The 22329-nt window shown below is 73.6% G+C and carries 19 protein-coding genes and 2 pseudogenes (1 of these 21 running past the window's edge); 9 read left to right on the top strand and 12 right to left on the bottom strand.

Annotated elements, in window-relative coordinates:
- Positions 1 to 875: the 5' portion of a tyrosine--tRNA ligase gene (tyrS, locus tag O7627_RS14550; protein WP_278094041.1), read on the bottom strand. 418 nt of this gene lie to the left of the window's left edge; 875 of the gene's 1293 nt are visible here — the first part of the coding sequence; it begins with the start codon at positions 873 to 875; the stop codon falls past the left edge of the window.
- A gap of 143 nt (positions 876 to 1018) precedes the next feature.
- Between tyrS and O7627_RS14545 the strand changes: the two genes are divergently transcribed.
- Complete coding sequence (locus O7627_RS14545; RefSeq protein ID WP_278098285.1) at positions 1019 to 1429, top strand: PaaI family thioesterase; 411 nt, start codon at positions 1019 to 1021, stop codon at positions 1427 to 1429.
- Positions 1430 to 1491: 62 nt separating this feature from the next.
- Here O7627_RS14545 and O7627_RS14540 read toward each other — a convergent pair whose 3' ends face one another.
- Complete coding sequence (locus O7627_RS14540) at positions 1492 to 2811, bottom strand: hemolysin family protein (protein WP_278094040.1); 1320 nt, start codon at positions 2809 to 2811, stop codon at positions 1492 to 1494.
- A 141-nt stretch (positions 2812 to 2952) separates the two neighbouring features.
- Between O7627_RS14540 and O7627_RS14535 the strand changes: the two genes are divergently transcribed.
- Both O7627_RS14535 and O7627_RS14530 read left to right on the top strand, forming a co-directional pair.
- Entirely contained in the window at positions 2953 to 3618 is a 666-nt protein-coding gene (locus O7627_RS14535) for a ThuA domain-containing protein (RefSeq protein ID WP_278094039.1), read from the top strand.
- A gap of 52 nt (positions 3619 to 3670) precedes the next feature.
- Positions 3671 to 4534, top strand: a complete 864-nt coding sequence (locus O7627_RS14530; RefSeq protein WP_278094038.1) for a sulfotransferase — start codon at positions 3671 to 3673, stop codon at positions 4532 to 4534.
- Positions 4535 to 4566: 32 nt separating this feature from the next.
- Here O7627_RS14530 and O7627_RS14525 read toward each other — a convergent pair whose 3' ends face one another.
- Positions 4567 to 6663, bottom strand: a complete 2097-nt coding sequence (locus tag O7627_RS14525) for a sulfatase-like hydrolase/transferase (RefSeq protein WP_278094037.1) — start codon at positions 6661 to 6663, stop codon at positions 4567 to 4569.
- Positions 6664 to 6810: 147 nt separating this feature from the next.
- Between O7627_RS14525 and O7627_RS14520 the strand changes: the two genes are divergently transcribed.
- Both O7627_RS14520 and O7627_RS14515 read left to right on the top strand, forming a co-directional pair.
- On the top strand, positions 6811 to 7896 hold the full coding sequence (locus O7627_RS14520) for a DUF4037 domain-containing protein (protein ID WP_278094036.1): 1086 nt from the start codon (positions 6811 to 6813) through the stop codon (positions 7894 to 7896).
- A gap of 109 nt (positions 7897 to 8005) precedes the next feature.
- Positions 8006 to 8872: an META domain-containing protein gene (locus O7627_RS14515; RefSeq protein ID WP_278094035.1), complete on the top strand. Its 867-nt coding sequence runs from the start codon at positions 8006 to 8008 to the stop codon at positions 8870 to 8872.
- A 98-nt stretch (positions 8873 to 8970) separates the two neighbouring features.
- Here the strand turns inward: O7627_RS14515 and O7627_RS14510 are convergent, their stop codons facing one another.
- Entirely contained in the window at positions 8971 to 10548 is a 1578-nt protein-coding gene (locus tag O7627_RS14510; RefSeq protein ID WP_278094034.1) for a ricin-type beta-trefoil lectin domain protein, read from the bottom strand.
- A 172-nt stretch (positions 10549 to 10720) separates the two neighbouring features.
- On the opposite strand from O7627_RS14510, the gene O7627_RS14505 reads away from it, so the two are divergent.
- On the top strand, positions 10721 to 11215 hold the full coding sequence (locus tag O7627_RS14505; RefSeq protein ID WP_278094033.1) for a hypothetical protein: 495 nt from the start codon (positions 10721 to 10723) through the stop codon (positions 11213 to 11215).
- 107 nt (positions 11216 to 11322) lie between these two features.
- On the top strand, positions 11323 to 12558 hold the full coding sequence (locus O7627_RS14500; RefSeq protein WP_278094032.1) for a PQQ-binding-like beta-propeller repeat protein: 1236 nt from the start codon (positions 11323 to 11325) through the stop codon (positions 12556 to 12558).
- Positions 12559 to 12623: 65 nt separating this feature from the next.
- Here the strand turns inward: O7627_RS14500 and O7627_RS14495 are convergent.
- Positions 12624 to 13229 (bottom strand): annotated as a pseudogene (locus O7627_RS14495) (DNA-3-methyladenine glycosylase); the annotation flags it as partial.
- A gap of 64 nt (positions 13230 to 13293) precedes the next feature.
- On the opposite strand from O7627_RS14495, the gene O7627_RS14490 reads away from it, so the two are divergent.
- Both O7627_RS14490 and O7627_RS14485 read left to right on the top strand, forming a co-directional pair.
- Positions 13294 to 13788 carry an NUDIX domain-containing protein gene (locus tag O7627_RS14490; protein WP_278094031.1) on the top strand — a complete coding sequence of 165 codons (495 nt, stop codon included), beginning with the start codon at positions 13294 to 13296 and terminating at the stop codon, positions 13786 to 13788.
- A gap of 125 nt (positions 13789 to 13913) precedes the next feature.
- Complete coding sequence (locus tag O7627_RS14485; protein ID WP_278094030.1) at positions 13914 to 14621, top strand: class I SAM-dependent methyltransferase; 708 nt, start codon at positions 13914 to 13916, stop codon at positions 14619 to 14621.
- 196 nt (positions 14622 to 14817) lie between these two features.
- Here O7627_RS14485 and argH read toward each other — a convergent pair whose 3' ends face one another.
- The 7 genes and pseudogenes from argH to argJ form a co-directional block, all read right to left on the bottom strand.
- Positions 14818 to 16275 carry an argininosuccinate lyase gene (gene argH / locus O7627_RS14480; RefSeq protein ID WP_278098284.1) on the bottom strand — a complete coding sequence of 486 codons (1458 nt, stop codon included), beginning with the start codon at positions 16273 to 16275 and terminating at the stop codon, positions 14818 to 14820.
- Positions 16276 to 16283: 8 nt separating this feature from the next.
- Complete coding sequence (locus O7627_RS14475; protein ID WP_278094029.1) at positions 16284 to 17495, bottom strand: argininosuccinate synthase; 1212 nt, start codon at positions 17493 to 17495, stop codon at positions 16284 to 16286.
- Positions 17492 to 18025 carry an arginine repressor gene (locus O7627_RS14470; protein WP_278094028.1) on the bottom strand — a complete coding sequence of 178 codons (534 nt, stop codon included), beginning with the start codon at positions 18023 to 18025 and terminating at the stop codon, positions 17492 to 17494. Before O7627_RS14470 ends, O7627_RS14475 begins: the two co-directional genes overlap by 4 nt.
- A complete protein-coding gene (gene argF, locus O7627_RS14465) occupies positions 18022 to 18963 on the bottom strand; it encodes an ornithine carbamoyltransferase (protein ID WP_278094027.1) in 942 nt (313 codons plus the stop codon). The genes O7627_RS14470 and argF overlap by 4 nt, the downstream gene beginning before the upstream one ends.
- Positions 18920 to 20144: pseudogene (locus tag O7627_RS14460) on the bottom strand (acetylornithine transaminase); the annotation flags it as partial. The gene argF and the pseudogene O7627_RS14460, both read right to left, overlap by 44 nt.
- Positions 20141 to 21109, bottom strand: coding sequence for an acetylglutamate kinase (gene argB / locus O7627_RS14455; RefSeq protein WP_278098283.1), 969 nt, complete (start codon positions 21107 to 21109; stop codon positions 20141 to 20143). The pseudogene O7627_RS14460 and the gene argB, both read right to left, overlap by 4 nt.
- Positions 21109 to 22281, bottom strand: a complete 1173-nt coding sequence (gene argJ, locus O7627_RS14450) for a bifunctional glutamate N-acetyltransferase/amino-acid acetyltransferase ArgJ (protein WP_278094025.1) — start codon at positions 22279 to 22281, stop codon at positions 21109 to 21111. Before argJ ends, argB begins: the two co-directional genes overlap by 1 nt.
- Positions 22282 to 22329: the final 48 nt, after the last annotated feature.

The raw sequence follows: 22329 nt of genomic DNA, 5'->3' as shown, positions 1-22329 counted from the left end.
TCCAGCTCCTCGATCTCGCCGGCGCTGCGGAAACTGAAGTAGCGCAGGTACCGGCCGACGTCGCGGTCGTCGGCGTTGATCCAGAACTGGTAGAAGGCGTACGGGCTGGTCAGCTGGGGGTCCAGCCAGACGGCGCCGCCCTCGGTCTTGCCGAACTTCGTCCCGTCCGCCCGGGTCACCAGCGGCGTGACGAAGGCGTGCACCGGGCCGGCGCCGCGGCGTCGGACGTAGTCCACCCCGGCCGTGATGTTGCCCCACTGGTCGGATCCGCCGAACTGCAGCACGCAGCCGTACCGCCGGTGCAGCTCGAAGAAGTCGTTGGCCTGCAGCAGCTGGTAGCTGAACTCGGTGAAGCTGATTCCGCTCTCCAACCGGCTGCGCACCACGTCGCGGGCCAGCATCCGGTTGACCGGGAAGTGCTTACCGACGTCCCGGAGGAACTCCACCACCGACAGCTGCCCGGTCCAGTCGAGGTTGTTGACCGGGCGGGCGGCGTTCTTCCCGTGGAAGCTGACGAAGGGGGCGAGCTGTTCCCGGATCCGGTCGACCCAGCCGGCCACCACCTCCGGCGGGTTGAGCACCCGCTCCGCACTCTCCTTGGGGTCGCCGATCTGCCCGGTGGCCCCGCCGACCAGCAGCAACGGGCGCAGTCCGGCCTGTTGCAGGCGGCGGGCGGTCAGCACCTGCATGAGGTGGCCGACGTGCAGGCTCGGGCCGGTCGGATCGAAACCCACGTAGAACGTCGCCGGCTCGGCGAGCCGGCTGCGCAGCCCGTCGATGTCGGTGGAGTCCTGGATCAGGCCCCGCCACAACAGGTCGTCGATCAACGACGGCGGATGGGCGGCCGCCGGGGAAGGAATGCTGCTCTCGGTCACCACGGAATTCTCCCCCATCACCATCGACCGACCGCACCGGGTTTTCCCGCCCGCCGACCTGCGGGGGGTGTGCGGGCAGCAGGTGAGCGTCCGCGGGTGGGTAAGCTCGCCGATTGGATGATCATCGTGTGAGGGGGACGCCGGTGCAGACGCCCGACTTCACCGGCGGATTCGCCGGCCTGCTCGGTCTTCGCTTCGACGAGGCGAACGCCGACCGGGTGGTGATCAGATGGCGGTGCCGGCCCGACCTGCTCCAGCCGTACGGCCTTCTGCACGGCGGTGTCTACTGCGCGGTCGTCGAGACGGCGGCCAGCGTCGGTGCCACGCTCTGGCTCGGCGGGCGCGGGAACGTGGTGGGGGTGGCGAACCAGACCGACTTCCTCCGAGCCGTCCGCGACGGCGAGCTGACCGCCGTCGCCACCCCGGTGCAGCGGGGCCGCAGCCAGCAGCTCTGGCAGGTGGAGATCGCCGACGAGCGGGACCGGCTGGTGGCCCGGGGCCAGGTACGCCTGCAGAATCTCTCCTCGCCGCCCCGCCCAGCCAGACCGAAATAGATCAGCGACCGAACGCCCAGGAGCCGGTCGACCGCACCGTCAGGAGCCGGTCGACCGCACCGTCAGGAGCCGGTCGCGGCGTCCACGGCGGGTTCGCTGTTGCTGTCGCTGCGCTCCGCCGGCCGCAGCCGGATCGCCGTGATCGCGTGGTTCTGCACCTGGACCACCTCCAACGCCCAATCGTCGAGATGGACCCGCTCCCCCGGCCCCGAGGGGATCCGGCCGAGCTCGGTGAGCACCAGTCCGGCGACGGTGGTGTAGTCACCGCCCGGCCGGCCGGGCAGCTCGACGCCGATGTCGGTCAGGTCGTGCACCGGGAAGGTGCCGGGGAGCAGGAACGAGCCGTCCGGGTCGCGCCGGACCGCCCGCACGTCCCGGTCGGTCTCGTCGTAGATCTCACCGACGATCTCCTCCAGCACGTCCTCCATCGTGACGATGCCGTCGACCGCGCCGCGCTCGTCGACCACGAAGGCGATGTGCTGGCGTTCCGCCTTGAACTGCCGCAGCGCCTCCACCACCGGCAGCGAGTCGGGCAGCATCATCGGCGACCGCGCGCACTCGTCGACCGGCCGGTCGCCCGGCACCCCCACCAGGTCGCGCAGGTGCACCACCCCGACGGCGTCGTCGAGCAGCCCGTGCCGGACCACCGGCGCCCGGGAATGCCCCGACGCGGCCAACACGATCCGGGCGGCGTCGGCCGTGGTGCCGCTGTCCAGGGAGAAGACCTGCAGCCGGGGCACCAGCACCGCCCGCAGCCGGCGGTCGGCGATCTCCACCGCGCCGGCGATGATGGTCTGCTGCTCGACGGTCAGCCCGTGGTGGCCGGCGACGATGTCCCGCAGCTCGTCCGGGCTGATCTCGTCCCGCTGTGGTTTGGGATCCACCCCGACGAGCCGGACCGCCAGGTCGCTGGTGGCGCCGAGCGCCCAGACCGCCGGCCGGGAGAGGCTGGCCAGCAGGTCGAGCGGGCGGGCGACCACCAGCGCCCACCGCTCGGCCCGCTGCATGGCGATCCGCTTGGGTGCCAGTTCGCCGAAGACCAGCGTCACGAAGGTGAGGACGAGCGTCACCAGGATCACCGAGACCGGTTCGGCCGCCGTACCGAGCGGGCTCAGCAGCGGCGCCACCGGCCGGGCCAGGGAGACCGCCGCGGCCGCCGAGGCGAGGAAGCCGGCCAGGGTGATGCCGATCTGGATGGTGGCGAGGAACCGGTTGGGGTCCTTGGCCAGTCGGGCCAGCACCCGCCCCGAGCGGCTGGCGCGTTCGAGCCGTTGGAGCTGGCTCTCCCGCAACGACACCAGGGCCATCTCGCTGCCGGCGAAGGCGGCGTTGAGGACGACGAGCACGCCGACCAGGGCGAGTTGCGTCCAGTACGTCTGCACTTCCGGGTCTCCTCACAGCTGTCCGCCACCGGCCCGGACGACCGGTTCCAGCGGTACGCGGTGATGTGCCAACTTGCCCCACCACGGTCGGCGCCAATCCTGCCAGCGAGCGACACCGGGCGTCCCGGTAGCCTCGGTCGGGTGGCCGCCCGCTTCGACGTGCTCGTCTTCTCGCGCACCACGGGTTTCCGCCACGACAGCATTCCGGCCGGCATCGAGGCGGTCCGGGAGATCGGCGCGGCGGCCGGGTTCGGGGTCGACGCCACCGAGCATCCGGCCGCCCTCGCCGGGGGTGGTTTGGCACGGTACCGGGTGCTGGTGTTCCTGAACACCAACGGCACGGTGCTCGATCCGCCCGGTCGCCGCGCCGTCGAGGCGTACGTGCGCGGCGGCGGCGGCTTCGTGGGGGTGCACTCGGCGGCCGCCACCGAGTACGACTGGCCGTTCTACGGCCGGCTGGTCGGCGCGTACTTCGACCGGCACCCGGACGTGCAGCCGGCCGTGGTGCGGGTGGCCGACCCGGACCATCCGGCCACGGCGGGGCTGCCGGCGCGCTGGCGGCGGACCGACGAGTGGTACGACTTCCGGGCCGCCCCGGCGGCCGGCACCCGGGTGCTGCTGACCGTGGACGAGTCGACCTACCGCGGTGGTGGGATGGGCGCGGAGCATGCCATCGCCTGGTGCCACGAGTCGCTCGGCGGCCGGGCGTTCTACACCGGACTGGGTCACACCGTCGCCGGGTACTCAGATCCGGACTTCCGGGCCCATCTGGCCGGCGGTATCCGCTGGGTTGTCCGCCCCGGTTGATCGTTGCCGACCCTTTACATTCCTCACAGGAAGGCTTTGTAACGTCAGTTCGATGGGCTGGAAAGATCAATTCACCGTGCGCCTCGCCAGGTCGACCGGAGTGCAGGTCGTTCGACGCGACGGCCGACCGAAACTGATCAGGCGCCCCGAGCGACTCCTGCATCGGCCGGTTTTCATCTTCTCCTCCGTCCGGTCCGGCTCGACCCTGCTGCGGATGATGCTGAACAGCCACTCCGCGATCTACGCGCCGCACGAGCTGCACCTGGGCAAGCTGCGGGCCACCCTCAACGACCGGTACGTCCGGGAGAGCTTCGCCGAGCTGGGCTGGGACGAGAACGAACTGACCCATCTGCTCTGGGACCGGGCCCTGGACGCCGCGTTGCAGCGCAGCGGGAAGACCGTGCTGGTGGAGAAGACCCCGAACCACGTCTTCATGTGGAGCCGGATCGCCAGGTGTTGGACCGATGCCCGGTTCATCTTCCTGCTGCGGCATCCGGCTTCCGTCTTCGACTCGTGGGCGCGGGCCCGCCCCCAGCAGAGCGCCGAGGAGACCGCCGCCAGCGTGCTCAAGTACGGCCGCAGCGTGCAGGAGGCCCGCCAGATGCTGCCCGGCTGCACGGTCCGCTACGAGACCCTGGTCAGCGAACCCGAGGCGGAGACCCGCCGGATCTGCGAGTTTCTCGAGCTGGAGTGGGAGCCGGCGATGCTCGACTACGGCAGCAAGTCGCACGGCTCGATCAAGGCCGGGCTGGGTGACTGGACCGACCGGATCCGCACCGGCAAGGTGCAGGCCCCCCGCGAGGTGCCGGCCGTCGAGCTCACCCCCGAGTTGCGGGACCTGGCGACCAAGTGGGGCTACCCGCTGCCGGCCCGGCCCGCGACCCAGCCGCCGACCCAGCCCGGCCCGGCCGACTGACCACCAGCCGGGTCGCGACCGGACCGGAGCGGCTAACCGATCGGGAGGCGGCGTAGTCCGGCGCCGCCCCCGGTCACCTGGAACAGCTCCACCCGGTTGGCGCCCTCGACGAACAGCGGCTCGGTGATCAGCCCGGCGAAGCGCAGCCGCTCTTCCCGGTCGCGTCCGGCGAGCGCGACGGCGCCGATCCGTCCGTTCAGGGCGATCGCCACCGGGGTGTCCGGCGCGATCGTCTCCGGCAGCGACCCGTACGCCAGTGCCGGGAGGTCGCCGCCGGCCGGCCGCACGTCGGCGTACTCGGCGTGGTTCTCCAACGTCACCGTCGGCCCGCCGTCGGTGACCGGCAGCTCGTCGACCGCCCGCCCGATCAGGCTCAGCTCCGGGATGTCGGGCAGCACCGGCCGGGTGTCGGCGCCCTGCCGGACCGTGGCGAAGTGGGCCGGGTCGCGGATCGTGACGGTGTCGCCGGGTGCGTTGGCGAACCTCTTGTCGCCGGTGGTTCTCGGCGGACCCAGCGCCGATACGCCGTCCACCGGCCAGGGCAACCGCACCTGGGTGTGCTCGGCCACCGTCGGCACCAGGTCCACGTGCTCCCAGTTGCGGTCGTCGACCCGGCCGGCGCGCTGTCCGGGTTCCTTGACCAGCAGCGGCACCCAGGCCAGCTCGGCGGCGGCGCGCTGTTGCGGGTCGAGGGTCCGGGGCGGAGTTCCGTGGCTGAAGCTGACCCCGTGGTCGGAGGTGACGATGATCAGTGATTCGTCGTACTGGCCGGTGGCCCGCAGCGCGCGCATCGTCTCGCCGAGCAGGCGGTCGGTGTAGCCGACCTGTTGCAGGTGGCGTTGGTGCGCCAGCCGCGCCCACCAGCGGCCGTCGATCGGCAGTCCGCGCGGCCCCTGGTAGCGCTGCCCGGAGGGCAGGTAGGCCCAGGGCGAATGCGGCATCAGCAGGTGCAGGAAGCGCAGCGTCGGCTCGGTCGTCGGCCGCAGGCTGGCCAGGAACTCGGTGAACCGGGCCGGCTGACTGTCGCCCAGCCGGTTCATCCGGAACTCCGGTCCGACGTCGGGGTCCCGGTCACCCTCCCGGATGTCCTCGCCCAGCGTCCGCTCCTGGAAGGTGGCCATCGGGTCCCGGGTGCTCTCGTACGGCGAGGCGAGCTCGCCGAGGAGCGCGGCGCTCTCCCGCAGCATCGTGGTCACCCCACCGCGGGGTTGACCGGGCCGGCCGGCGCACCGCTCGGGCGGGCAGAGCTGGGTGATGTTCTCCCATGCCTCGATGCGGTAGGCGTCCCCGAGCAGGGTGAACAGGTTCTCCGGATGGCGCGAGAAGTGCGGCGCGACCGGTTCGGCGCCGGGATAGCGGCCGGTCAGCATCGCCGGTACCGCGAAGGTGGTGGTGCCGCCGACCGCGGTGGCGTTGCGGTACCACGTTGCCTCGTCGGCGAGCCGACCGAAGTTCGGCAGCCGCTCCCGGTCGATCTCGCCGGCGTCGTCGAGCAGCGACATCAGGGGCAGTTCGTCGAAGACCAGGATCACCACCGGCGGATGCGGACCCACCGACTGTCCCGCGGCGACCGACGCGCCGCCGGCCTGCAGCACCACCGGGGACGCCGCCGAGGTGAAGACGAAGAGCAGCCCGAAGACCAGCGGTCCGACCGAGGCGACCCGCAGCACCTGGCGCGGCACGCTGAACCGGGTGCAGCAGACCGCCAGCGCGGCGCCGGTCAGCGCGGCCAGCAGGGCCAGCGGGAGGCCGCGTACGCCGGTGGTGGCCTTGCCGACCTGGACGGCGAGGATCGCGAACAGGATGCCCAGCACGACCGCCTGCGCCGCCGAGCGGACCCGCCGGCCGGCCAGCCGGGCGGTGGCGCCGAGCCCCCACAGCACCAGCGCCGGGGTCAGCGTCACCGCCGCCACCAGCAGCAGGATGTCGCCCACGCCGGCGCGGTGGAAGATGAAGTAGTCCGGGCTGCGCCCGAAGACGTCCAGCAGCGGCTGGGTGACGGCCATCCCGCACAGGGCACTGATCTCCAGGAACGCGAGCAGCTCCCAGCGCAGCCGACCCCGGCCGGTGCCCCGGCCCGGTGACGGCTCGGGATCCGGCCGCGTCGAGTCGGGTGAATCGGTGGTCATCGGCTCAGCCACCGTTGAACTTCTATCACACTGACCTGCGGATCCGGCGGGGATCGCGAATCAGCGACGCGGTGGTCGCCATCGGCCGGTCGTCGGTGCCCGCCTGCGTACCATGCTGGCACGCGACAGTCGGCAGTGGAGGGCGCGGTGACCGGAATCGAGCTGGCCGGCCGGTTCTACCGGTCGGTGGTGGGGCCGTTGCTGGCCGGGCAGCCGCACGCGGCCGCCCTGCTGGGTCCCGGGTCCGAGGTGCTCGGGTACGACGACGAGGTCTCCACCGACCACGACTTCGGCCCCCGGCTGCAGCTGTTCCTGCCGCCCGGCACCGATCCCGACCCGGTCCGCGCGCTCCTGGACCGGTTGCCCGAGCGGTTCGACGGCTACCCGGTGACGTTCCCGGCCCGGGCGCCCGGCGCGGACGGCCCGCCGGGTCGGCCGGGGCACCGGGTGCTCGTCGACACGGCGCCGGACTACTTCACCGCCCGGCTGGGCGTCGATCCGGCCGCCGGGATGGCGCTGGCCGACTGGCTGCTCACCCCGACCCAGCAACTGGCCGCCCTGACCCGGGGCGCGGTCTTCCACGATCCGGCCGACGAACTCGGCGTCCGGCGCCGGGCGCTGCGGTGGTACCCGCCCGACGTCTGGCGGTACGCGCTGGCCGCCGGCTGGCTGCGCGTCGGACAGGCGGAGGCGTTCGTCGGCCGCACCGGCGGCACCGGCGACGACCTCGGCTCCCGGCTGCTGGCCGGCCGGATCGCCCGGGACCTGGTCCGGCTCTCCTTCCTGGTGGCCCGGGTGTGGGCGCCGTACGACAAGTGGTTGGGCCGGGCCTTCCGCGAGCTTGCCGTCGCGACGGCGCTCGATCCGCCGCTGCGCGCCGCGCTGGCCGCCGCCGACTGGCGGGAGCGGGAGGCGGCGCTCTGCGCCGCCGCGAGCGGGCTGGCCGCCGCCACCAACGAGCTCCGGCTGGCGGACCCGGTCGATCCCGCTCCCCGCCGCTTCCACGACCGTGACATCCGGGTGCTCGGCGCGGAGCGGTTCACCACCGCGCTCACCGGGTCGATCGTCGACCCGCAGGTGCGGGCGCTGCTGACCCGGCTCGGCGGGCGGCCCGACGGATCGGTGCCCGCGCTGCCGGGCACCATCGACCAGGCGGTCGACTCGGTCGACGTGCTCACCCACCCGGCGCGCTGCCGGGCGGCGGCCGGTCTGCTCGGCCTGCCCCTCGTCTGATCGGCCGCGGTCGATCATCATCGGTCGCTGACATGCAACGGTTCGGTCGCTTTCGACGTCCAATCGGGGACCACCAACTACCGTTGTGGCCATAACTCAAGGAGGCGTGATGCGCGGAAACCGGCAGATCATGACGGCTGTCCTGGTTTCGCTGCTGTTGGCCGGCTGCGCCGGGTCGGCCGACGACGGATCGGCGACGGCGACCCCGTCCGACGCTCCGGGCGCGGCCGACGCGGAACCGGTCGCCCTGATCGGCCTCTGGGCCGTCGAGGAGGCGGCCCAGGAGGAGGCGGGCGCGGTGCTACGCGTCGCTCCGACCGAATTGTCCCTGTGGCGCGACTGCGGCAACCTGTCCGGTTCCTGGCGGGCCGACACCGGCGGCCTGTTCGTCGCCGCCGTCTACGGCGCCAGCGGATGCGAGCTCGCCGAGGAGCCGACCCCGGCCTGGCTGCGCGAGGCCACCTCGTTCCGGACCGCCGGCGAGGACCGCCTGCTGCTCAACGTCCAGGGTGACGTGCTGGCCCGGCTGGCACCCGGCGGGAAGCCGGAGCCGGCTCCCGACATCCTGCCGGAGCAGGCCGAACCGCCGGTCGTCACCGACGAGGTACGCCGGGCGTTCGCCCCGCCCGCTCCGCTGCCGGCCGACCTCACCCCGCTGCCGGCCCCGGAGGCGCTGCTCGGCCGTTGGGTACCAGCCACCGGTCCGACCGGTGCACCGGACCCCGCGTTCGTGGAGCTGACCGCCGACGGCAGCTGGCGCGGTTCGGACGGCTGCAACGCCCTGGGCGGGCGCTGGGTCGCTGCGTCCGGCGGCCCGCTGCTGGCCACCAGCGGCGCGAGCACGCTTGTCGGCTGCGACAACGTGCCGATCGCGCAGTGGCTGTCGGAGGCGTCGCAGGCCGGCCTGGACGGGGACGTTCTGGTGCTGGTCGACGCCAAGGGCACCGAGCTCGGCCGGCTCAGGCCGGCCGGCTGACCGGTGTCCCCAGCCGCGGGCGGCACCGCGCCGCGGCGGGGGATCCTCCCCGGCCCCTGGCTGCCACCAGGTGGGACCGGCTCAGATCGGACGACGGATCAGCCGCGCCGCCACTTCTGGTTGGCCCCGCCGGTGCACTCCCAGATCGCCAGCCGGGCGCCGTCGGCGCTGTTCCAGCCCTGCACGTCGACGCACTTGTTGGCCTGCGGATTGACCAGGTCGCCCGCGCCGCTGAGGACGAACTGCTGGGCCGGGTTGCCGCTGCAGTTGGCGAGCTGCACGACCGCGCCGTTGGCGGTCGACCCCCAGGCGACGTCCATGCAGAGCCCGAGCGCCCGCACGGTGCCGTCCCCGGCGAACGTCCAGTTCTGGGCGTTGGTGCCGTTACAGGTCCACAGCTGCAGGTACTGTCCGTCGACGCCGTTGGAGTTGGGCACGTCGATGCACTTGTCGGCGTACCCGATCAGCCGGCTGGCGCCGCCGCCCCCGGTGGTGGTCAGCGACAGGCCGTAGGCGCCGAGGATCTCGTTGACCGGCTGGTAGACGGTGGTGCCGCCGGTGCTGCAGTTGCCGCCGGCCCCGGAGGTGACGCCCTGCGCCTGGTCACCGGCGAGGAACGAGCCGCCGGAGTCCCCCGGCTGGGCGCAGGCGGTGCTGCTGACCAGCCCGTAGACGTACGAACCGGAGTAGTTGACGGTCACGTCGCGGGCGGTGATGGTGCCGCAGCGCCAGCCCGTGGTGCGGCCGGACCGGCAGACCGAACTGCCGACGGCGGCTTCCCGCGACCCGGCCACGCTGGCTGTGCCGCCGCTGTAGTTGTTCACCACCGGCCGGGGCACCCAGTTGGCGTTGGTCTGCACCCAGGCGTAGTCGTTGCCGGGGAACGACGAGCCCCGGAAGGTGCCCTGGGCGACACCGCTGCCGGTGGTCGGGCTGCCGACCCCGCCGCAGTGGCCGGCCGTGACGAATCCACCGGCGACGGCGAACCCGACCGAGCAGAGCGTGTTGCCGTTGATGGTGTACTGGTCGCCGCCGCGCAGGTCGTAGACGGGTCGGTAGGCGTGCGGGGAGACCACGGCGCGCACCGATCCGGCCGGCACCCCGGCGGATTCGGCGAACTCACCGGCCGCGGCGGCGTCGGCGGCCTGGATCACCACGCTGTTGCTGGCCGGGTCGACGTACCAGGAGTGGATGGCGGGCCCGGCCTGGCCCGCGGACCGGGCGCCGGCGGCGGCCCGGCTGGCGGCGGCCGCGTGCCGGTCCAGGGTGGACTTGACCCGGGCCAGGTCGGCCTCGGGGCGGGTGACGAGCTGCGGTCGGGCGCCGGCCGCGCGGATCTGCGCGGTCCGCGCGGGGTCGGTCACCGCGACGACCAGGGTACGGCCGTCGGCGGCCAGCCAGGAGCCGCCGTACGCTCCGCCGAGTTCGGCGCGCAGGCGCCGTTCGGTCACCGGGGCGGCGGCCTCGGCGGCGAGCCGGGTGGCGACCTGGTCGGCGGTCAGTCCCAGGTCGCGGCGCAGGGCGGCGAGCTGGTCGGCGGGCAGTGCGGCGCCGGCGGTCGTCCGCCCGGTCGACGGGGGCTGCGGCGCGGGTTCCGCCGCCGCGGTGCCGGTGGGCACGGTGGTGAGGGTGGCGGCCACGAGCAGGCCGAGGGCGGCGCTCAGCGTTCGATTCATCCTTCGGTTCCTCCGGGAGGCGGGATGGTATCCAGACCGTGAGAGCGCTCTCTGAAAGGAGAGTTTACTAATAATCGATGGCCTGTCAACATCCACTTCGGTCTATGACGGACCTCCCGGCGTGCCGCGACCGCGGCCGGCGGCCCGGAAGGGCGGTGTTAAAGTCCCGCAGGTGACCGACGCTGACGTACATCTGGCGGCCCAACCGCGCCTCGACACCCTGGTGACCGAGTTCCCGACCGAGGCCCGGCGGCTGCGCACCGAGTACGCCGGGACGGCCTGGATCGGCGACCGCCCTGGCGACGAGACCGGGATGATGGGACCGCAGTACCAGCACCGGACCGTCGATTCCCGACTGTTCCTGCCGGACACCCACTGGTACGACATCGACGCCCTCGAGGACGTCGAGGTGCAGGTGACGGTCGGCATCCTCCAGGTGCCCGGCACCGGGCGCGGCACCCAGGGCCTGGTCGGCGCGATCGCCGAGCCGTCCGCCGACTTCTTCGAACACCCGGACGGCCTGCCGGGCGCCGGCGTCTGCCTGGACCTGCGCGGCGAGATCTGGTCCAACCTCGGCCTGAGCTACCGGATCACCGTGCTCTGCGCACCGACCGCCGTGCTCGGGGCGGGTGCGTCAGCCGACGACGCCACGGAGACCGACGCCTGACGCCGCCGCAACCGGACCGCCCACGGCGAAGGCGAACTGAACTCACGATGTGAAGTTCCGTGATTGCTTACCGCGATATAGTCGCGGATCGAAGTACTCTTCTCGCTGTGCGTTACTCCTGGACGGGCCGGTGGCGCACGCCCCTGGCCGGCGTACTGACACTGATGGTGCTGCTGACAACGGCCTGTGGGACGGCCGAACCATCCGGACCGGAGCAGCCCACCGCCGGCCGGCTGACCATCGACGCGGATACCCTCACCTCCGACCGCGCCCTCGCCCACCGGCTGAACGACTCGCTGACCTTCGTCGACCCGGTCACCGGCCAGCAGGAGGAGCAGCTCACCCTGGTCGAGCCCGAGGGAGTGACCGATGTCGAGGTTCGCGACGCGACGCTGCTGGACACCGAGTCGGAGACCCTGGCGGTCTTCTTCTACCAGGCCAATCATCCACCCGACGGGCTCAGCCCGCGGCGCAGCGAAGCGCGCCTGCAGGTGCACTCCCGGGCCACCGGCCAGCCGATCCACGACGCGGCGGTGCGGCTGCCGGCCGAGGTCGCCGACCGCGGCTGGTCCGGCGTCGAGCTGGTCGGCACCGATCCGCGGGGGTACGCGGCGTTCGGCCTGCGCAATCCCCGCCTCCCGGTCGACCACCCGCTGCTCGTCGTCGCCCTCCAGCCGCACCTGCGTGGCTGGACGGCGACGGACCGGGACTGCTGCGCCCGGGTCGCGGCGCTCGCGGTCGGTGCCGGGGTGCTACTGACCTCGCGCCTGACCTCCGCAGCGGTCGAGCTGCGTGGCTATGACGTCGCCACCGGCCGCCCGCTCTGGACCCACCGGTACGCCCACCGGGCGAAATCGGCCGACCACCCGCAGTGCGCGGTGCCCCGCGACGACACGTTCGTGGTGATGGGCCGGCACGTACCGCTGGTGGTCCGGGCCGACACCGGCGAGACCGTCGTGGCGCGGACCGGGAACACCTGCATGCAGGTGGACCCGCTGGGCTCCACCGCGGTGGCGACCGACGACGGCGTCGCCGGCTACGACCTGGCCGACGGCAGGCGGCTGTGGCACCTGCCGCCGGACCAGACCACGGCGCTGCGGCTACGGGTCCACTCGGTGTACCAGGACCGGGTCTACGTCAGCACCGAGACCGAGCGGCTGGTGCTCGACGCCCTGGCCGGTCGGGAGGTGGCCCGCGACTGGGAACTGGCCCCGTACCGGCGCCACGACGGCTGGTTCGCCGCGTACACCCCACTGCGCCTGACCGGGGTCGCCTACCCCGGCACCGGACCGACCCCGGAACCTGAACCGCCCCCCGGAGCCGGACCGACCGCCGGACCCTGACCGGCCCCAGCACCCTGACCGGCCTCCGGACCTCGGCCGGCTCCCGGACCCGGACCGGCCCGGCCGCGTCGCGGCGTGTGCCGGCGGTAGGCGCTGACGGTGGGGTCGCCGGCGATCCAGAACCGCCACGGCAGGTCGTGGGCGGCGGCGACGCCGACCCGCGGTCCCACCGCGATCTCCGCCGCGCCGACCGGCCGGGTCGGTGGGGTCAACCGCAGCGGACCGGTGCCGTCCACCATCGACGTGCCGTTCGCCTCCGGCCCCACTCCGAGCGCCGACCCGAGCCGGGCCGGCCCGCGCGCCAGATCCCGGTCGGCGACCCCGCCGCGTCGCAGCCGGGCCAACTCCAGCCCGTCGACCACCTGGCCGGCGCGCATCAGCACCGCCGCCGCCTCACCCACCCGGCCGCAGACGATGTTGAAGCACCAGTGCATCCCGAAGACGAAGTAGGCGTACGCGGAACCGGCCGGACCGAACATCACCCGGGCCCGCGGTGTCGGCCCGCGGTGCGCGTGCGACGCGGGATCCTCACCCGTGCCCGCGTACGCCTCGACCTCGGTCAGCCGGACCCGGACCCCGTCGCCGGCGACCTCCCACCCCAGCAGCGACCGCGCGGTGGCGGCGATGTCGGCGGCCGGCGCCCGCAGCCACGAGTAGTCCGAGTAGTCCACCCCGCCAGCAAACGCCGCCGCCGCCCGATCCACAACCTCGGTGCCCGCTGGCTACCCTGGCCCGATGCGGATGCCGAGACGGTACCGGCGGCGGTCGGCGCGGGTGCTGCTGATCGACCGCGCGGACCGGATCCTGCTGCTGCACAGCGGCTCGACCGAGCTCGGGTACTGCTGGCTGACCCCCGGCGGCGGGGTGAACCGGTGGGAGTCGGTACGCCGGGCCGCCGCCCGGGAACTGCGCGAGGAGATCGGCCTGGTGGTGCCCGCCCGGACGCTCGCGGGCCCGATCGCCAGCACCTCCGGGCACGCCGACCTCGGCTGGGCCCGAGGGCTGTTCCGCGACGACTTCTTCGTCCACCGCGTCGACGGCCACCGGGTCGACACCCGGCGGATGGAACAGCTGGAACGCAGCCACCACGCCGGGCACCGCTGGTGGAGCGTCGAGGAGCTGTCCGGTACCGCCGACACCGTCTACCCGCTCGGGCTGGTGCCCCTGCTCACCGAGGTGGTGGCCGGCCGGCTACCCGACCGGCCGGTCCAGCTGCCCTGGCACCACTGACCCGCGGCGGCGCCCGGGTGCTGCCCGGCCCGGCCGCCCGGGACCGCGCGCCGGGGAGCCGACCCACGGGACGCCGCGGCGCAAAATGGGTGGACCGACCGGTCCGGGCTGCGCAGGATGCGATCATGACCGATCTCCCCGACTGGTGGCTCGACGAGCAGGCGCACGCCGGCGCCGAACACCTGGACCCGGCGTACGTGACGGGCTACGAACGCAAGGCCGGCCATGACCCGGCGCCCGAGTTGGAGCTGCTGCGCCGGCACGGGTTGGCCGCGGACGCCACCCTGATCGATTACGGCGCCGGGACCGGCCGGTTCGCGCTGGCCGCCGCCGCGCACTGCGCCCGGGTCGTCGCCGTGGAGGTGTCGCCGGCGATGCTCGGCCAGCTCCGCGCCGCCGTGGCCCGCTCCGCCGCGACGAACGTCGAGGTCGCGCCGGCCGGCCTGCTGTCGTACCGGCACACCGGGCCGCCGGCCGACCTCGCCTACAGCCGGCACGCGCTGCACCAGATCCCGGACTTCTGGAAGGCGGTCGCGCTCACCCGGATCGCCGCGGCGCTGCGGCCGGGCGGGCTGTTCTACCTGCGCGACCTGGTCTACGACTTCGAGCCGGCCCAGGCCACCGAGCGGGTCGAGGCCTGGCTGGCCGGTGCATCACCGTCGGCCGCGACCGGTTGGACCAGAGAAGAGCTGGCCGAACACGTACGCGGCGAGCACAGCACGTTCAGCTGGCTGCTGGAGCCGATGCTGGAGCGGGCCGGCTTCACCATCATCGAGGCCGACCGCGCCGACTATCCGGGCGTCTACGCGGCATACCTCTGCGTACGCCGGTAGCCCGTCCGCGTACCCGGCGGGGGCCGTAGCCGAGCGGTGGCCCGCAACGCCCGGATCTCGCCTGCGCAGCCGGCCTACCATCATGATCGGAAGGACATCGGGCACGCCTCGACGGGTCAGGGCGTGCCGAATGTCCTTCCGATCATGGCCCCCGCACGGCGAGCCGGGCCGAGCCGGCGCCCGCCGGTGCGAGCGGTCAGGTCCCGGGGTCGGTGGCCCAGGCACGCCAGCCGGCGAGCGCCTCGGTGGCGGCGGCGAGCTGGTCGGCCACCGGACCGGGGCCGGTGGACCCGGCCGTGGTCCGGGCGGCCAGCGCCGAGCCGACCGAGAGCACCTCGCGCACCGACGGGTCGAGGTGGTCGCTGACCAGCCGCAGGTCGTCGTCGGAGACGTCGTCCAGCGCGCAGTCGCGGGCCACGCAGAGCGCCACCAGCCGGCCGGTGATCTCGTGCGCGTCGCGGAACGGCACGTTGCGCCGGACCAGCCAGTCCGCCACCTCGGTGGCCAGCGAGAAGCCGACCGGGGCGGCGGCGGCGAGCCGGTCCACCCGTACCGTCATGGTGGAGATCATCCCGGTCAGCGCCGGCAGCAGCAGTGCCAGCGTGTCCACCGCGTCGAAGGCCGGCTCCTTGTCCTCCTGCATGTCCCGGTCGTAGGTCAGCGGCAGCCCTTTGAGCATGGTCAGCACCGCCACCAGGCCGCCGACCAGCCGGCCGGACTTGCCTCGGGCCAGCTCGGCGATGTCCGCGTTCTTCTTCTGCGGCATGATCGACGAGCCGGTGGCGAAGGCGTCGTCCAGCTCCACCCAGCCGAACTGCTGCGAGGTCCAGAGCACCACCTCCTCGCCGAGCCGGGACAGGTGCACCCCGAGCAGGGCGGTGCAGAACAGGAACTCGGCCACGAAGTCCCGGTCGGCGACGGCGTCCATCGAGTTGGCGAACGACTCCCGGAAGCCCAGCTCCTTGGCGACCGCGCCGGGGTCCAGCGGCAGCGACGAGCCGGCCAGCGCGCCGGCGCCGAGCGGGCTGACCGCCGTCCGGTCGTCCCAGTCGCGCAGCCGCTCCAGGTCGCGCAGCAGCGGATGTACGTGGGCGAGCAGCCAGTGCCCGAAGGTGACCGGCTGGGCGTGCTGCAGGTGGGTCATCCCCGGCGCCGGGGTGTCCAGGTGCCGGCCGGCCTGCTCCACCAGCGCGGCGGCCAGCTCGGTCAGGTCCCGGGCCACCATCCGGGCGTGGTCGCGCAGGTAGAGCCGCAGGTCGGTGGCGACCTGGTCGTTACGGGACCGGCCCGCCCGCAGCTTGCCACCGAGGCTGCCGAGCCGCTCCAGCAGGCCGCGCTCCAGCGCGGTGTGCACGTCCTCGTCCTCGACGGTCGGCCGGAAGGTGCCGGTGCGGACCGCCGCCTCCAGGTCGTCCAGCGCGGCGAGCATCCGACCCAGCTCGTCCGGGTCGAGCAGGCCGGCGGCGGCCAGCACCCGGGCGTGCGCCCGGGAACCGGCCAGGTCGTACGGCGCGAGCCGCCAGTCGAACTGGACGCTCACCGAGAGCCGGGCCAGCGCCTCGGCGGGGCCGCCGGCGAACCGGCCACCCCACAGGCTGGTCCGGTTCGGTCCGCTGGTGTTCTCGGTCAGGCTGCGGTCGTCCACGCCCTCTATCTTGGTGGTCACTGCCGCGGGCCGGACAGCCGGGCGTCCCGGGCCGCCGCCATCTTGCTGGGCAGGCTCCACAACTGCACGAACCCCTTCGCCTGGGACTGGTCGAAGGTGTCGCCGGTGTCGTAGGTGGCCAGGCCGAAGTCGTAGAGGCTGGCCTCGGAGCGCCGGCCGGTGACGACCGCCCGGCCGCCGTGCAGGGTCAGCCGCACCTCGCCGGAGACGTGCCGCTGGGTGTCGTCGATGAACGCCTCCAGCGAACCCTTCAGCGGCGAGAACCACAGGCCGTCGTAGACCAGCTCGCCCCAGCGCTGGTCGACGCCCTTCTTGAACCGGGCCACGTCCCGCTCGACGGTGACGTTCTCCAGCTCCTGGTGGGCGGTGATCAGGGCGATCGCGCCGGGTGCCTCGTACACCTCGCGGCTCTTGATGCCGACCAGCCGGTCCTCGACCATGTCGAGCCGGCCGACCCCCTGGGCGCCCGCGCGCCGGTTCAGCTCCACGATCGCCTGGTACGGGGTGACCGTCTCGCCGTCGATCGCCACCGGTACGCCGCCGGCGAAGGTGATCACGACCTCGTCGGGGTCGCGCGGCTCGGCCGGGTTCGCGGTGTAGGAGTACAGCGCCTCGATCGGCGGGTTCCAGATGTCCTCCAGGAAGCCGGTCTCCACCGCGCGGCCCCACAGGTTCTGGTCGATCGAGTACGGCGACTTCGCCGTCACGTCGATCGGCAGGCCCTTCTCCTCCGCGTACGCGATCGCCTTGTCCCGGGTCCAGGCGAAGTCGCGGGCCGGCGCCACCACCTTCAGCTCAGGCGCGAGCGCGGCCAGCCCGGCCTCGAACCGGACCTGGTCGTTGCCCTTGCCGGTGCAGCCGTGCGACACGATCGTGCCCTTGTACTTCTTCGCCGCCGTCACCAGGTGCTTGACGATCAGCGGCCGGGACAGCGCCGACACCAGCGGGTAGCGGTCCATGTAGAGGGCGTTGGCCCGCACCGCCGGCAGGCAGTAGTCGGCGGCGAACTCCTCCCGGGCGTCGACCACCTCCGACTCCGCCGCGCCGCAGTCCAGCGCCCGCTGCCGGATCGCCGCCAGGTCCTCGCCGCCCTGCCCGACGTCGATCGCCACGGCGATCACCTCGGCGCCGGTCTGCTCGGCCAGGTACGGGATGGCCACGGAGGTGTCCAGCCCTCCGGAGTACGCCAGGACGACGCGCTCGGTCATGATGTGGTGCTCCCCTCAACGGTGTCAGATGAATCAAGCCGGTCGGCCCCGGCGGCCCAGCCGGCGAGCTTCTCCCCCAGCGCGGCGCCGCCGGTGGCCTCCCGGGCCACGACGAGAATGGTGTCGTCGCCGGCGATGGTGCCGACGACGTCGGGCAGGCCGGCCCGGTCGAGCGCGCTGGCCAAATAGTGCGCGGCGCCCGGCGGGGTGCGCAGCACGGCGATGTTGCCGCTGGCGTCGACGCCGGTGAGCAGCTCGTGCAGCAGCCGTTGCAGCCGCGCCGGGGCCTGCTCGGCGTCGCGCAGCGGGCGCTTGCCGTCCTCCGGGATCAGGTAGACGGCCGGCCCGTCGCCGCCGCGCACCTTCACCGCGCCCAGCTCCTCCAGGTCCCGCGACAGGGTGGCCTGGGTGACCTGGACGCCGTCGCCGGCCAGCAGCTCCGCCAGCTCGGTCTGCGAGCGGACCGCCTTGTCCCGGATCAGCTCGACGATGCGGGCGTGCCGGGCGGTGCGGGTCAGCGGCCCGGTCACCGCGGTGCTCCCCCGCCCGACCGCGCCAGCAACCAGGTCAGCAGCGCCTTCTGCGCGTGCAGCCGGTTCTCCGCCTGGTCGAAGACGGCGCTGTGCGGGCCGTCGAGCACCTCGTCGGTGATCTCCTCGCCCCGGTGGGCGGGCAGGCAGTGCAGCACGATCGCGCCGGTCGCGGCCCGCGCGACCAGGGCCTTGTTGACCTGGTACGGCCAGAACGGGGTGGCCCGGTCCAGCCCGTCGCCCTCCTGCCCCATCGACGTCCAGGTGTCGGTGGCGATCACGTCCACCCCGTCGGCCGCCTCGGCCGGGTCGCGCAGCACCCGTACCGACCCGCCGGTGTCGGCGGCGATGGCGGCCGCCCGCTCCACCACGGCCGGCGCCGGGTGGTGCCCGGCCGGCCCGGCGACCCGCACGTGCATGCCGGCGGTGGCGCCGGCCAGCAGGTAGGAGTGCGACATGTTGTTGGCGGCGTCGCCGACGAAGGCCAGCCGGCGCCCGGCGGTGCCGCCGAGGCGTTCCCGGATTGTCTGCAGGTCGGCCAGCAACTGGCAGGGGTGGAAGCCGTCGGTGAGCGCGTTGACCACCGGCACGCCGGCGCCGGCGGCCAGCTCGGCGATCCGTTCGTCGCCGTGGGTACGCAGCACGATCGCGGCGACGTAGCGGGACAGCACCCGGCCGGCGTCGAGCAGCGACTCGCCCCGGCCGAAGTGGGTGGCCTGGGTGTCCACCACGATCGGGTTGCCGCCGAGTTCGGCGATGCCGACGTCGAAGGAGAGCCGGGTCCGCAGGCTCTGCTTGTCGAAGAGCACGGCCACCGACCGGGGGCCGGCCAGCGGCCGGTGCCCGAACCGGTCGGCCTTCATCCGGTCCGCGAGGTCGAGCACCGCCGCCTGCTCGGCCGGGCTCAGGTCGTCGTCGCGCAGGAAGTGCCGGGTCACGACCGGACCTCCCCCGGCGCGGCGGCGTCCAGGGCGGCCGGCAGCGCGGCCAGGAAGGTGTCGACCTGGCCGGCGGTGAGGATCAGCGGCGGGGCGAGCCGCAGCACGCCGGGCTGCACCGGGTTGACCAGGATGCCGGCGTCGCGCAGCGCGCCGGCCACCGCCCCGGCGACCGGTTCGGCCAGGGCGATGCCGAGCAGCAGCCCGGCGCCGCGTACGTCGGCGACCAGCGGATGCCCGAGCGCCTCGACGCCGCGCCGGATCCGCTCGCCGATCCGCTTGACGTGGTCGAGCAGTCCCTCGCTGGCGATGGTGGAGACCACCGCCAGGGCCGCCGCGCAGCTGACCGGGTTGCCGCCGAAGGTGCTGCCGTGCAGGCCCGGGCCGAGCAGGTCGGCGGCCGGGCCGAAGGCCAGGCAGGCGCCGATTGGCAGCCCGCCGCCGAGCCCCTTGGCCAGGGTGATCACGTCCGGTTCGATGCCGTCGGCCTGGTGGGCGAACCAGTGGCCGGTGCGGCCGACGCCGGTCTGCACCTCGTCGAGCACCAGCAGCGCGCCGTGCGCGGCGGTGATCCGGCGGGCCTGGGCGAGGTAGCCGGCGGGCGGCACCACCACCCCGTTCTCGCCCTGGATCGGTTCCAGGATCACCATCGCGGTGGCATCGGTGACGGCCGCCGCCAAGGCTTCCACGTCGCCGTACGGGACGTGGGTGACCTCGCCGGGCAGGGGCCGGAACGGGTCGGCCTTGGTCGGCTGGCCGGTCAGTGCCAGGGCGCCCATGGTCCGGCCGTGGAAGCCGCCGTCGGTGGCCACGACGTGGCTGCGGCCGGTGCGCCGGGAGAGCTTGAACGCGGCCTCGTTGGCCTCCGCGCCGGAGTTGGCGAAGAACACCCGGCCGGGGCGGCCGACCAGGGCCAGCAGCAGTTCGGCCAGGGCCACCGGCGGCTCGGCGACGTAGAGGTTGGAGACGTGCCCGAGGGTGGCCACCTGCCGGGAGACGGCGGCGACCACGGCCGGGTGGGCGTGCCCGAGGGCGTTGACGGCGATCCCGCCGAGCAGGTCGAGGTACTCGCGGCCGGCCTCGTCGGTGACCACCGCCCCGGCGCCGCCGACCAGCGCCAGCGGCGGGGTTCCGTAGTTGTCCATCATGGCCTGCCGCCACCGGTCGACCAGCGTGGTCATGCCGCTCCCTCTTCCGTGCCGTCGCTTGCGGTGCTGTCGCTGGCGCTGCTGTCGCCGTTCGGGCTTCCCGGGGCGACCCTCTCCGGGACGACCATGGTGCCGAAGCCCTCGGAGGTGAAGACCTCCAGCAGGGTGGAGTGGGCGACCCGGCCGTCGACCACGTGCGCGGCCGGCACCCCGCCGCGCACCGCCCGCAGGCAGGCCTCCATCTTGGGCACCATGCCGGACTCCAGCCGGGGTAGCAACGCGGCGAGCCGGTCGGTGCCGATCTCGGAGATCAGGCTGCTGGTGTCGGGCCAGTCCGCGTACAGGCCGGGTACGTCGGTGAGCACGACCAGTTTGCGGGCCCGCAGTGCCACGGCGAGCGCGGCGGCGGCGGTGTCGGAGTTGAGGTTGTGCAGGACCCCGTCGACGTCGGGCGCCACCGTGGAGATGACCGGGATCCGGCCGGCGGCGATGATGTCGGCCACCGCCGAGGGGTTCACCGCGTCCACGTCGCCGACCAGGCCGATGTCGACCGGTGCGCCGTCGACGTAGGCGGGCCGGCGCACGGCCGTGAAGAGCCGGGCGTCCTCGCCGGAGAGCCCGACGGCGAACGGCCCGTGCTCGTTGATCAGGCCGACCAGTTCCCGACCGACCTGGCCGACCAGCACCATCCGGACGACGTCCATCGCCTCCGGGGTGGTGACCCGCAGCCCGCCCTTGAACTCGCTGGCGATGCCGAGCCGGCCGAGCATGGCCGAGATCTGCGGCCCGCCGCCGTGCACCACCACCGGCTTGAGGCCGGCGTAGCGCAGGAAGACCATGTCGGCGGCGAAGGCCCGCTGCAGCGCGGGGTCGACCATCGCGTTGCCGCCGTACTTGATCACGACGGTGGCGCCGTGGAAGTTCGCCAGCCAGGGCAGCGCCTCGATCAGGGTGGCCGCCTTGGCCTGGGCGGCGGTCAGGTCCCGGGTCAGCATCATCATGTCGAGTACGCCGAGTTCTCGTGCACGTACGCGTGTGACAGGTCGTTGGTCCAGATGGTGGCCGTCTCGGTGCCGGCGTGCAGGTCGATCCGGATGGCCACGTCCCGGGCGAGCAGGTCGACCTTGTGCCGGCTCTCGCCGGCGGTGCCGCCCTGGCAGACCCAGACCCCGTTCACCGCGATGTCGATGGCGTCCGGTTCGAAGACGGCGCCGGTGGTGCCGACGGCGGCCAGGATCCGGCCCCAGTTCGGGTCGTTGCCGAACAGGGCCGTCTTGACCAGGTTGTTGCGGGCCACCGCCCGGCCGACCTCGACCGCGTCGTCTTCGGTGTCGGCGCCGACCACTTCGATGGCGACCTGCTTGGTGGCGCCCTCCGCGTCGGCCACGAGCTGCTGGGCCAGGTCGTGGCAGGCCGCCGTCACGGCGGCGGTCAGCTCCTGCTGGGTCGGCTCGATCCCGGACGCGCCGCTGGCCAGCAGCAGCACGGTGTCGTTCGTGGAGAGGCAGCCGTCGGAGTCGACCCGTTCGAAGGTGACCCGGCTGGCCGCCCGCAGCGCCTCGGCCAGCGCGTCCGGTCCCGCGACCGCATCGGTGGTCAGCACGCTGAGCATGGTGGCCATCGCCGGCGCCAGCATCCCGGCACCCTTGGCCATCCCGCCGACCGTCCAGCCGGTGCCGGAAACCACGGTGGTCTTCGGCCGGGTGTCGGTGGTCATGATCGCTTCGGCGGCGGCCAGGCCGCCGTCGCGGGCCAGCCCGCGCACCGCCGACCGGACCCCGGGCAGCAGCTTCTCCATCGGCAGCCGCTCGCCGATCAGCCCGGTGGAGCAGATCGCCACCTCGCCGGCACCGAGCCGCAGCCGGGCGTTGGCGCCGGTCAGGGCGGCGGCGGTGTGTTCGGCGGTGGCGTGGGTGTCCTGGAAGCCGGCCGGGCCGGTGCCGGCGTTGGCGCCGCCGGAGTTGAGCAGCACCGCCCGCACCACGCCGCCCTTGACCACCTGCTGGGTCCAGAGCACCGGCGCGGCCTTGACCCGGTTGGCGGTGAAGACCCCGGCCGCGGTGGCGTCGGGTCCGTCGTTGACGACCAGGGCGATGTCGCGGGCACCGCCGGACTTGAGCCCGGCGGCGACTCCGGCGGCCCGGAATCCCCGCGGCGCGGTGACGGTCATGAGACTGCCTCCCGGGTCACGGTGGCGGCCGTCGCGGTGGCCGACGTG

Origin of the sequence: Solwaraspora sp. WMMD1047 (assembly GCF_029626155.1) — a bacterium.
Taxonomy (GTDB): Bacteria; Actinomycetota; Actinomycetes; order Mycobacteriales; family Micromonosporaceae; genus WMMD1047.
Note: the sequence above shows the minus strand (reverse complement) of the source record. Positions and strands in the feature narration are given on the sequence as shown.